General features: G+C 71.1%; 5 protein-coding genes and 6 pseudogenes. 8 read left to right on the top strand and 3 right to left on the bottom strand.

Going from position 1 to position 10,942, the window contains the following annotated elements; all coding sequences use genetic code 11:
- Positions 1-30: 30 nt before the first annotated feature.
- A pseudogene (locus ACIDOCELLA78_RS000000112570) lies at positions 31-363 on the top strand (cell cycle transcriptional regulator TrcR); the annotation flags it as partial.
- A 92-nt stretch (positions 364-455) separates the two neighbouring features.
- Here the strand turns inward: ACIDOCELLA78_RS000000112570 and ACIDOCELLA78_RS000000112565 are convergent.
- The gene (locus ACIDOCELLA78_RS000000112565) at positions 456-623 is read right to left on the bottom strand and encodes a YdcH family protein (protein ID WP_201729836.1); all 168 of its coding nucleotides are present in this window, start codon (positions 621-623) and stop codon (positions 456-458) included.
- Between the two features lie 196 nt (positions 624-819).
- On the opposite strand from ACIDOCELLA78_RS000000112565, the gene ACIDOCELLA78_RS000000112560 reads away from it, so the two are divergent.
- From ACIDOCELLA78_RS000000112560 to ACIDOCELLA78_RS000000112550, 3 genes and pseudogenes are all read left to right on the top strand, one after another.
- Positions 820-1,023 (top strand): YdcH family protein, encoded by a 204-nt coding sequence (locus ACIDOCELLA78_RS000000112560; RefSeq protein ID WP_201729835.1) that lies wholly within the window; start codon positions 820-822, stop codon positions 1,021-1,023.
- 20 nt (positions 1,024-1,043) lie between these two features.
- Positions 1,044-1,513: pseudogene (gene purE / locus ACIDOCELLA78_RS000000112555) on the top strand (5-(carboxyamino)imidazole ribonucleotide mutase).
- Complete coding sequence (locus ACIDOCELLA78_RS000000112550; RefSeq protein ID WP_201729834.1) at positions 1,510-2,655, top strand: 5-(carboxyamino)imidazole ribonucleotide synthase; 1,146 nt, start codon at positions 1,510-1,512, stop codon at positions 2,653-2,655. Before purE ends, ACIDOCELLA78_RS000000112550 begins: the two are co-directional and overlap by 4 nt.
- Positions 2,656-2,680: 25 nt before the next feature.
- Here the strand turns inward: ACIDOCELLA78_RS000000112550 and ACIDOCELLA78_RS000000112545 are convergent.
- Positions 2,681-4,248, bottom strand: a pseudogene (locus ACIDOCELLA78_RS000000112545) (cisplatin damage response ATP-dependent DNA ligase).
- Positions 4,245-5,307 (bottom strand): annotated as a pseudogene (locus tag ACIDOCELLA78_RS000000112540) (ligase-associated DNA damage response exonuclease). Before ACIDOCELLA78_RS000000112540 ends, ACIDOCELLA78_RS000000112545 begins: the two co-directional pseudogenes overlap by 4 nt.
- A 9-nt stretch (positions 5,308-5,316) precedes the next feature.
- On the opposite strand from ACIDOCELLA78_RS000000112540, the pseudogene ACIDOCELLA78_RS000000112535 reads away from it, so the two are divergent.
- From ACIDOCELLA78_RS000000112535 to ACIDOCELLA78_RS000000112520, 4 genes and pseudogenes are all read left to right on the top strand, one after another.
- Positions 5,317-7,745, top strand: a pseudogene (locus ACIDOCELLA78_RS000000112535) (ligase-associated DNA damage response DEXH box helicase).
- Positions 7,746-7,773: 28 nt separating this feature from the next.
- Positions 7,774-8,439 (top strand): ligase-associated DNA damage response endonuclease PdeM, encoded by a 666-nt coding sequence (gene pdeM / locus ACIDOCELLA78_RS000000112530; protein WP_283770873.1) that lies wholly within the window; start codon positions 7,774-7,776, stop codon positions 8,437-8,439.
- Positions 8,439-9,853: pseudogene (locus ACIDOCELLA78_RS000000112525) on the top strand (cryptochrome/photolyase family protein). Before pdeM ends, ACIDOCELLA78_RS000000112525 begins: the two are co-directional and overlap by 1 nt.
- A 41-nt stretch (positions 9,854-9,894) precedes the next feature.
- On the top strand, positions 9,895-10,942 hold a 1,048-nt coding region (locus ACIDOCELLA78_RS000000112520), incomplete at its 3' end, for an NAD(P)/FAD-dependent oxidoreductase (protein ID WP_249676836.1).

Raw genomic sequence — 10,942 nt, 5'->3', positions numbered from 1 at the left:
CCAGGCTGAAGATGTTGCAGAGCGCCATTCCCGGCGGGCGGGCGCAGCAAGGGGGCGCGCTATACGCCGGTGGCCAAGCGGATCGACCGGCCGGACGCGATCGCGTTCATGCTGCGCAACTATCCGCACGTGCAGGACGCGCAGATCGTCAAGCTGCTCGGCACCACCAAGGACACGATCCAGAAGGTGCGCGACAAGTCGCACTGGAACAGCGCCAACATCAAGCCGCGCGACCCGGTGATTCTCGGCCTGTGCAAGCAATCCGACCTGAACGACGTGGTGGCGGCGGCGAATGCGCGGATCGAGCGCGACGGCGAGGAGATGCCGCAGCCGATGACGGATTCGAGCGACGAGGCGGCCTGAGCCGGACACGAGCCGAGCCGGACATGAGACGCCCGGACCGGTGAGCCGGCCCGGGCGGGTTGCAGCCGGCGGGATTTGCCGGCGAGCGCGGGTCAGCCGACCCGGATGCGCTCGATCTCTTCCTTCAGGCGAAGTTTTTCCAGTTTGAGCCGGGCGAGATTTTCATCATCCGGTCGCGGTCGGCGGTCTTCCTCGGTGATTCTGGACTCCAGGCCGGCGTGACGTTGCTTCAGGGATTCCAGTCTCGCTTGCAGGCTCATCCTCGACTCCTTTCCGAGTGTGGACTGTTGTGGCGCAAGCCGGTCGGAGCCCCGACCGGGCGCCTGGGGGGAGTCTAGTCCTGCGCGTTCCGGTTGTCATCAATCTTTATATTCGCGCGCGTGACCGGCGCCGTGGCGGGCGGGAGCGGCAAAACCGGGATAGGCCAGCCTCGCGCGGCTGTGCTAGAAGCGATGGATGCTGACCGACAAGGACAACCTGCTCCGCCAACTGCACGGCCTGCGCAGCGAACACCGGGATCTTGATTCGGTGATCGCCCGGCTCGGCGACGAGAAGCTGACCGACCAGTTGCAGATCCAGCGGCTGAAGAAGCGCAAGCTGCTGCTGCGCGACCAGATTCTGCGGCTCGAAAGCCGGCTGATTCCGGACGATATCGCGTGACGCCGCGGATCGGGATCATCATGGGCAGCCGGTCGGACTGGCCGACCATGCGCCATGCCGCCGAGACGCTGGAGGCGCTCGGCATCGCGTTCGAGGCGCGCGTCGTCTCCGCGCACCGGACACCGCTGCGGATGGTCGAGTATGCCCATGCCGCGCGCGGGCGGGGGCTGGCCGCGATCATCGCCGGGGCCGGCGGCGCGGCGCACCTTCCCGGCATGGTCGCCGCCCTCACCCGGTGCCGGTGCTCGGCGTGCCGGTGGAGAGCGCGGCGCTGAAGGGGGTGGACAGCCTGCATTCGATCGTGCAGATGCCCGGCGGCGTGCCGGTCGCCACCTTCGCGATCGGCAAGGCCGGGGCGATCAACGCCGCCCTTTTCGCCGCCGCCATGCTCGCGGTGACCGACAAGGCCATCGAAGCCAGGCTCGACGCCTGGCGCCGCACCCAGACCGAGACCGTGCCCGACCTGCCCGAGGACCCGCCCACAGAATGACCGGTTTTCCGCTTCCCCCCAACGCCACGATCGGCATCGTCGGCGGCGGCCAGCTCGGCCGCATGTCCGCCATGGCGGCGGCCCGGCTCGGCTATCGCTGCCATATTTTTTCTCCGGAACCCGATGCCCCGGCCTCGCAGGTCGCCGCCGCGACGACGCGGGCGGATTATGACGACAATGCCGCGCTGCTGCGCTTCGCCGATGCGGTGGACGTGATCACCTTCGAGTTCGAGAACGTCTCGGCCGAGGGGCTCGACCTGCTGGCCGATCGCCGCCCGGTGCGGCCGGGGCCGGAGATTTTGCGGATCAGCCAGGACCGGATCGCGGAGAAGCGCTTCCTCAACGAGGCCGGCATCGGCACCGCGCCCTGGGCGCCGGTGCAGACCATGGCGGATCTCACCGCCGCGATCGCCGCAATCGGCCTGCCCGCCGTGCTCAAGACCACCCGGCTCGGCTATGACGGCAAGGGCCAGGCGCTGATCCGCACCGAGGCGGAGGCCGAGATGGCCTTCGGCCTGCTGCATCCGAAGCCGCTGATCCTGGAAGGCTTCGTCGATTTCGCGGCGGAGGGGTCGGTCGTGGTCGCGCGCGGGGCGGAGGGGACGGTCAGCGCCTTCGACATGGTCGAGAACCGGCATCGCGACCATATCCTCGATCTCACCCTGGCCCCTGCCCCGTTCGACCCCGCGCTGCGGGAGACGGCGCGGGAGATGGCGCGCCTCGTTGCCGAGCGGATCGGCCTGGTCGGGCTGCTCGCGGTGGAGTTCTTCATCGGCCGGGATGGCAGGGTGCTGGCCAACGAGATCGCGCCGCGGCCGCACAATTCCGGCCACTGGACGATCGATGCCTGCCCGGCGAGCCAGTTCGAGCTGCATATCCGCGCCGTCGCCGGCCTGCCGCTGCCGCCGGCGATCCGCCATTCCGACGCGGTGATGAAGAACCTCGTCGGGCCCGACGACATCGCGCTCTGGCCGCGTATCGTGGCGACGGCAGGGCTGATCCCGCACCACTACGGCAAGACCGCCGCGCGGCCGGGCCGCAAGCTCGGCCATGTCAACGTGCTGTTCCCGCATGGCGCGCTGCCGGGCGAGTTCGGCATCCAGGCGGCGCTCGGGCCGCTGGCAAGCGGCGCGGATCAATGAGCCTGAAGCTGGCAAGCGGCCCGGACTAGCCGGGCAGGAGCGAAAGCGCGGTCTCCAGCGTGTCGGCCTGCTCGGCCGGCTTGTCGTCGCGGATGCGCAGGATGCGGGGAAAGCGCAGCGCGATGCCGGATTTGTGGCGGGTGGAGCGTTGCGCCGCGTCGAACCCCACCTCCAGCACGATCGCCTTCTCCACCTCGCGCACCGGGCCGTAGCTCGCGACGGTGTGGGCGCGAATCCAGCGGTCGAGCCGGTGCAGCTCGGCATCGGTATAGCCGGAATAGGCCTTGCCGACCGGCACCAGCGCGCCCGCCGCCGTCCAGACGCCGAACGTGTAATCGGAGTAATAGGAGGAGCGCTTGCCGTGGCCGCGCTGGGCGTACATCAGCACGCAGTCGAGGCTGAGCGGGTCGCGCTTCCATTTCCACCAATGGCCTTTCGGGCGGCCGGCGAGATAGGGGCTGTCGGCGCGCTTGAGCATCAGCCCCTCGATCGCGGCGTCGCGCGCGCCGGCGCGAAGGGCGGCGAGATCGTCGGCCGAGGCGAAGCGGATGAGTTCGGACAGGTCCATCCGCGCCGGCGCGGTGCGGGCGAACCAGGCTTCGAGCCGGGCGCGGCGGGCATCGAAGGGCAGTGCGCGAAGGTCGGTTTCGCCCTCGAACAGCATGTCATACAGCCGCACGCCGACCGGGTGGGCGGCGCGGAGTTTCGCCGGGACGCTCTTGCGGTTGAGGCGCTGCTGGAGATCGGCGAAGGGGGCGACCGCGCCATCGCGGATGACCAGCAGCTCGCCATCGAGCACGGCGTGGAAATCCATCGCCGCGACGATTTCGGGGAAGGCCGCGGAGATGTCTTCCGCCCCGCGCGAATAGAGCCGCCGCCCGCCCTGGGTGGAGACGAGCTGGACGCGGATGCCGTCCCATTTCCATTCGGCGCGATGGGCGGACCAGTCGAGCGCGGCGAGATCGGCCGCCTCGATCGGTGGGCGAGCATCGGCGGGCGGAAGACGGGGGCCGCACCTTGTGCGGGGCGCGGGGCACGGCCTTCCAGCCAGTCGAACAACGCGGTGTAGGGCGGCTCCAGCCCGTGCCAGACTTCCTCGATCTCGTCGGCCTCGACGGCGAAGTGCCGGGCCAGGGCGAGTTTGGCGAGGCGCAGCGACGCGCCGACGCGCAGGCCGCCGGTGATCAGCTTGATCAGGGCGATGCGGGTCGAGACGTCGCTCGCATCGAGCCAGGCTTCGATCAGCGCGGGGATCTCGGCGCGGGACGCCGCGCGCAGGGCGGCGACGAGATCGGGCAGGCCGGGCGGGGCCTCGTGCCGTGCCGGCGGCCAGAGCAGGGCGATGGTCTCGGCGAGGTCGCCGACGAAATCGTAGGACAGCGCGAACAGCTCGGGATCGGTGCGGGCGGCGGCCAGCTCGCGCAGCATGGCGGGTTTGGCACCCGGAAAGTCGAGCGCGCCGGCGATGGCGGCGAGCGCGTAGCCGCGCTCGGGATCGGGGCGGTGGACGAAATAATCGGCGAGGAGTGCGATCTTGGCGTTGCGGCCGGTGGTGTAGAGCAGGCGTTCCAGCAGGTCGGCGAAGGGTTTCATTCCTGCTCCGCCTCGTCGCCATAGCCGATCAGGCTGAGCGCCCGGCCGCGCCGGCCCAGCAGCGAGAGCTGGCGCAGCAGGGCCGCCTCGGCGCCGTGGGTGACCCAGATTTCCGGGGCGGCGACATCCTCCACCGTGGCGAGCAGTTCGTCCCAGTCGGCATGATCGGAGATGACGAGCGGCAGCTCGACGCCGGAGGCCTTGGCGCGCTGGCGGACGCGCATCCAGCCCGAGGCGACGGCGATCACCGGATCATCGAGCCGCCGCGCCCAGCGATCCGCCACCGCCGAGGGCGGGGCGAGGACGATGGCGCCCTTGAGCGCGTCCTTGTCGGCGACGGTGGCGGGCGGAGATCGCCCAGGGGCACGCCGAGGGTTTCATAGAGGTCGCAGAGTTTTTGCAGGGCGCCGTGGAGATAGATCGGGGAATCGTATCCGGCTTCCCGCAGCAGGGCGATCAGCCGCTGCGCCTTGCCAAGCCCGTAGGCGCCGACGAGATGGGCGCGGGCGGGGAAGACGCTCATGGAATGGAGCAGTTTCGCGACTTCCGCCGCGGCGTCCGGGTGGCGGAAGACCGGCAGGCCGAAGGTCGCTTCGGTGACGAACACGTCGCACGTCACCGGGGCGAAGGGCGCGCAGGTGGGGTCGCGCCGGCGCTTGTAGTCGCCCGAGACCACGGCGCGGCTGCCCTCGTAGTCCAGCACCACCTGGCAGGAGCCGAGGACATGGCCGGCGGGGACAAGGGAGACGCCAACGCCGTTGATGCGGACGATCTCGTCCGGTGCGGCGACCTGCTGCGCGGCGCCGGCCCGCGACTCGCCCATCCGCACCCGCATGATCGCCAGCGTCTCGGCGCTGGCGAGCACATGGCGATGGCCGGGGCGGGCATGGTCGGCATGGCCATGGGTGATCACCGCGCGGTCGACGGCGCGGGTCGGGTCGATGAAAAAGTCGCCGGGCACGCAATGGAGCCCTTCGGGGCGGGGATGCAGCCAGGTTTCGGGATGCGGAGGCATGGCCGCAAGATGGGGCGGATTGCAGGTTTCGCCAAGTCTGCCATGTCTGGCGGGTGACCACCCTGCCCGCCCCTTTCGCCGACTGGTTCGCCGCGCGCGGCTGGACGCCGCGGCCGCACCAGCTCGCCGTGCTCGATGCGGTGCGGCGGAGAGAAAACGCGCTGCTGATCGCGCCCACCGGCGGGGGCAAGACGCTGGCCGGGTTCCTGCCCAGCCTGATCGCGCTGGCCGACGATCCGCCGGAGGGGCTGCATACGATCTATGTCAGCCCGCTGAAGGCGCTGGCCACCGATATCGCCCGCAATCTCGAAGCGCCGGTGGCGGAGATGGGCCTGCCGATCCGCGTCGAGACCCGCACCGGGGATACGCCGGCGAACCGGCGGGCACGGCAGCGCGCGCGGCCGCCGCATATTCTGCTGACCACGCCGGAGAGCCTGGCGCTGCTGCTCTACGATCCGGAGGCGGCGTCGCGTTTCGCGGGGCTGGCGAGCATCGTGATCGACGAGGTGCACGCGCTGGCCGGGACCAAGCGGGGCGACCAGCTCGCACTCTGCCTCGCGCGGCTGGCACGTCTGGCACCGGCGGCGGTGCGGATCGGGCTGTCGGCGACGATCGCCCATCCCACGGCGATCCGCGACTGGATCTCGCCGGATGGCAAAGGCGGGGCGACCGAGATGATTACGGGCGAGGCCGGGGCGGCGCCGGAGATCGGGATGTTGATCGGGCCGGCGCGGATGCCGTGGTCCGGCCACATGGGGCTGATGGCGGCGGAGGCGGTGCTGGCGCGCATCCGCGAAGCGCGGATGACGATCGTGTTCGTCAACACCCGCGCCCAGGCCGAGCTGATGTTCGAGGCGCTGTGGAAGCACAACGAGGAGACCCTGCCGATCGCGCTGCATCACGGCAGCCTCGCGGTGGAGCAGCGCCGCCGCGTCGAGGCGGCGATGGCGGGAGGAAAACTGCGCGCCGTGGTCGCGACCTCCTCGCTCGATCTCGGCATCGACTGGGCGGGCGTGGACCAGGTGATCCAGATCGGCGCGCCGAAGGGGGTGTCGCGCCTGCTGCAACGGCTCGGCCGGGCCAATCACCGGCTCGACGAGGCCTCGCGCGCGCTGCTCGTGCCCGCCAACCGCTTCGAGGTGCTGGAATGCGCTGCGGCGATCGAGGGGGTGGCGGCGCAGGATCTCGACGGCGACCCGCCGCGGCCGGGCGGGCTCGATGTGCTGGCGCAGCACGTGCTGGGCTGCGCCTGCGCCGCGCCGTTCCACCCCAACGACCTGTTCGCCGAGATCACCGCGTCAGCGCCCTATGCCGCGCTGGCGCGCAAGGATTTCGACGACGTGCTGCGCTTCGTCGAGGATGGGGGCTACGCGCTCGCGGTGTATGAGCGGTATCGAAGGCTGTTTCGCGACGCCGAGGGGGTGGTGCATGTGCGCAACGAGGCGGTGGCGCGGCGGCTGCGGATGAATATCGGCACCATCGTCGAGGCGCCGGTGCTGAAGGTGCGGCTCGGCGGCGGGCGCGGCGGGATCGTGCTCGGCGAGGTCGAGGAGTATTTCGCGGCGATGCTCGCACCGGGCGACACGTTCCGCTTCGCCGGGCGGTTGCTGCGCTTTCTCGGCATTCGCGAGACCAGCGTGCTCTGCGCCGAGGGCGGACGGGCGAGCCGAGGATTCCTGCCTATGTCGGCGGGCGGATGCCGCTTTCGACCAACCTCGCCGACCGGGTGCGGCTGATGCTGCACACGCCGGCGACGTGGGACCGCTTTCCCGCGCCGGTGCGCGAATGGCTCGGCCTGCAGGCGGCGCGCTCGGCGCTGCCGGCGCCGGACGACCTGCTGGTGGAGACGTTTCCGCGCGGCGGGCGGTGGTATCTCGTGGCGTATTGCTTCGAGGGGCGGCAGGCGCACCAGGCGCTGGGGATGCTGCTGACCCGCAGGCTGGAGCGGTTCGGGTTTCAGCCGCTCGGCTATGTCGCGACCGATTACGTGCTCGGCATCTGGTGCGCGCGCGAGCCCACCGGGGTCGGGCGGCTGTTCGAGGAGGATCTGCTCGGCGAGGATCTCGAATCGTGGATGGCGGACAGCTCGATGCTGCGGCGGAGTTTCCGCAACGTCGCGGTGATCGCCGGGCTGATCGAGCGGGTGCATCCGGGCGGCGAAAAGAACCGTAGACAGATCACCGTCAATACCGATCTGATCTATGATGTTCTCCGCAAGCACGACCCGACCCATATTCTGCTCCGCGCCACCTGGGCCGACGCCGCGCACGGGCTGGTCGATCTCGCCCGCATCGCCGGCATGCTGGCGCGGGCGCGCGGGCGGGTGCATCACCGCGCCCTGCCCCGGGTTTCGCCGCTCGCCGTGCCCGTGCTGCTCGAAATCGGCCGCGAGCGGGTCGGCGGCGGCGAGGCCGAGGAGGCGCTGCTCGGCGAGGCCGAGGCGCTCATCGCCGAGGCGATGGGGCCGGGCGCTCTGGTCTAACCCGCGCGGCTGTGAAATGAGCGGCATCATGACTGCCGCACCGATTCACCGCGCCGCCGGGCGCTTCCTGCTCGACCCCGCCGGCGCCGTGTTCTGGCCGGAGCGGCGGGCGCTGATCGTCGCCGATCTGCACCTTGAGAAAGCCTCGTCGATCGCCGCGCGCGGCGGGCTGCTGCCGCCCTATGACAGCCGGGCGACGCTGGACCGGCTCGCGCTGCTGCTGCGCCGCTACGCGCCGGAGCGGGTGATCGCGCTCGGCGACAGTTTCCACGATGCGGCCGGGCGCGCCCGGCTGCCGGCGGAGGACGCTTCGCGGCTGGCGCGGATGGAGGCGGCGCATCGCTTCCTCTGGATCGAGGGCAATCATGATCAGGGCGCGGGGCGCGCCGACCACGCCGAGGCGGGCGCCGTGTTCCGCCATGCGGCGGGTGAGGTGGCGCCGGGGACGGTGGAGTTTTCCGGGCATTTCCATCCGAAGGCGCGGATCGCGACGCGGGCGGGCGCGGTGGCGCGGCCCTGTTTCGTGACCGACGCGCATCGGGTGCTGCTGCCGGCCTTCGGCGCCTATGCCGGCGGGCTGGAGGTGACGGCGCCGCCGATCCGCGCGCTGTTTCCGCGCGGCGGGCAGGTGTTCCTGCTCGGCCGCGACCGCGTTTACGCCTTTCCCCTCGCCCATGCCGCAAAGGCCGCGTGATGACGACCACACTGCTCTGGCTGCGCAACGACCTGCGCCTGGCTGACAATCCGGCGCTTTCCGCCGCCATCGAGGGCGGCGCGGTGCTGGCGGTTTTCGTGCTCGATCCGGCGGCGGAGACGGGCGGGGCGTCACGCTGGTGGCTGCACCATTCGCTCGCCGCCCTTGAGGCGGATTTCGCCGCGCGCGGGGGGCGGCTGGTGCTGCGGCGGGGCGATGCGGCGGCGATCATCCCGGCGCTGGCGCGGGAGGTTGGCGCCAGCGCGGTTCATGCCGGGCGGGCGCACGAGCCCTGGCTGCGGGAGGCCGACCGGCGCGTGGCGGCTGCGTTGCAGGATACGGGGATCGGGTTTCATCGCCATCGCTCGGCGCTGATGTTCGGCCCGGAGCGGATCACCACCAAGACCGGCGGGGTCTATGGCGTCTATACGCCGTTCTCGCGCGCCTGTTTCGAGGCTTTCGCGCCGCGCCCGCCGATCGCGGCACCGGGGCGGATCGAAGCCGCCGGCGATCCGGGCAGCGAGCGGCTCGCCGACTGGGGGCTGCTGCCGACGCAGCCCGACTGGGCCGGCGGGCTGCGGGCGAGCTGGACGCCGGGCGAGGCCGGGGCGCGGGCGCGGCTCGACGCCTTTCTCGCCAACGGCTTCGGCGATTATGACCGCCAGCGCGACCTGCCGGGGATCGCCGGCACCTCGGGCCTGTCGCCGCACCTGCATTGGGGGGAGATCGCGATCGACGCCGTCTGGCGCGACGCGGCGGCGGCGGCGGGGCGCGAGGCGGCGCGGCAGACCTTTCTCAAGGAGCTGATCTGGCGCGAATTCGCCGCCTATCTGCTCTGGCACACGCCGGATCTCGCGACCCGGCCGATGAAGCCAGCCTTCGCCGCGATGCCCTGGCGGGAGAGTGCCGCGGACCTCGCCGCCTGGCAGCGCGGGCGGACCGGGGTGCCGATCGTCGATGCCGGGATGCGCCAGCTCTGGCGGACCGGCTGGATGCATAACCGGGTGCGGATGATCGTCGCCTCCTTCCTGGTCAAGCACCTGCTGCTGCCCTGGCAGGCGGAGAGCGGTGGTTTCATGACTGTCTCGTCGATGCCGATGCGGCCTCCAACGCGGCCTCGTGGCAATGGGTGGCGGGCAGCGGGGCCGATGCGGCGCCCTATTTCCGCATCTTCAACCCGGTGTTGCAGGGGCGGAAATTCGACCCGGACGGCGCCTATGTCCGCCGTTTCGTGCCCGAACTCGCCAATTTGCCGGACAAGTATGTCCATGCGCCGTGGGAGGCGCCGGAGATGGTGCTGCGCGGCGCCGGCGTGCGGCTGGGGGCAAGCTATCCGCGGCCGATCGTCGGCCTCGCCGAGGGGCGGGAGCGCGCACTCGCCGCCTTCGCCGCGATCAGCGGGACGGCGCCATGAGCGGAGGGCGGCTTGCCGTGATCGGCGGCGGCATCGCCGGGATGGCGATGGCCTGGCTGGCGCGGGCGCGGCGGAATGTCGTGCTGTTCGAGGCGGCGCCGATCCTCGGCGGCCATGCCGACACCCAGCAGGTGCGGCTGGGCGCGCAGGAGATCGCGGTCGATACCGGGTTCATCGTGCTGAACGACCGCAACTATCCGAACCTCGAAGCCTTCTTCCGCGACCTCGGCGTCGCTACCCATGACACCGACATGTCCTTCGGCGTGTCGATCGGCGGCGGCGAGCTTGAATATGGCGGCGGCTCGCTCGGGCAGTTGTTCGCGCAGAGGCGCAACCTGGTGCGCCCGCGCTTCCTGCGCATGCTGCGCGACGTGCTGCGCTTCAACCGCGAGGCGCCCGCGCTGCTACATGCGACGGGCAACGAGTCGCTGGGCGGCTGGCTGGACCGCAACGGCTACGGGCGGGATTTCGTCGAGGATCATATCCTGCCGATGGGGGCGGCGATCTGGTCCGCCTCGGTCGAGGGGATGCGGGCCTTTCCGGCGCGGCATTTCGCCCGGTTCTTCCACAATCACGGCCTGCTGACGCTGAACGACCGGCCGCAATGGCGGACGGTGAGCGGCGGCTCGCGCCGCTATGTCGAGCGCGTGGCGGCTTCACTCGGCGAGCGGGTGCGGCTTTCGGCGCCGGTGCGACAGGTGCGGCGCGCGGAGGGCTGCGTCATTGTCGTCACCGATGCGGGCGAGGAGATGTTCGACGAGGTGGTGTTCGCCTGCCACGCCGACCAGGCGCTGGCGATGCTGGCCGACCCTTCGCCGGACGCGCGGGCGATTCTGGGCGCGGTGCGGTTTCAGCCCAACCGCGCCGTGCTGCATACCGACACCGCGCTGATGCCGCGGCGGCGGGCGGTGTGGTCGTCCTGGAACTATCTCGCCCGCGACGCCGCCGATCATGGCCGCGCCGTCAGCGTCACCTACTGGATGAACCGGTTGCAGGGTCTCGTGACCGCGCGGCCGCTGCTGGTCAGCCTCAACCCGCTGGTCGAGCCCGATCCGGCGACGGTGCTGCGCGTGCGCGACTATACCCACC

It is taken from the genome of Acidocella sp. C78 (genome assembly GCF_907164655.1).
This window is presented reverse-complemented; position numbering and strand designations above follow the sequence as displayed.

Bases quoted from the DNA above. Each gene is read 5' to 3' on its own strand.
- pdeM (WP_283770873.1), top strand. From the start codon at position 7,774: ATGACTGCCGCACCGATTCACCGCGCCGCCGGGCGCTTCCTGCTCGAC.
- ACIDOCELLA78_RS000000112550 (WP_201729834.1), top strand. From the start codon at position 1,510: ATGACCGGTTTTCCGCTTCCCCCCAACGCCACGATCGGCATCGTCGGC.
- ACIDOCELLA78_RS000000112560 (WP_201729835.1), top strand. From the start codon at position 820: ATGCTGACCGACAAGGACAACCTGCTCCGCCAACTGCACGGCCTGCGC.
- ACIDOCELLA78_RS000000112565 (WP_201729836.1), bottom strand. From the start codon at position 623: ATGAGCCTGCAAGCGAGACTGGAATCCCTGAAGCAACGTCACGCCGGC.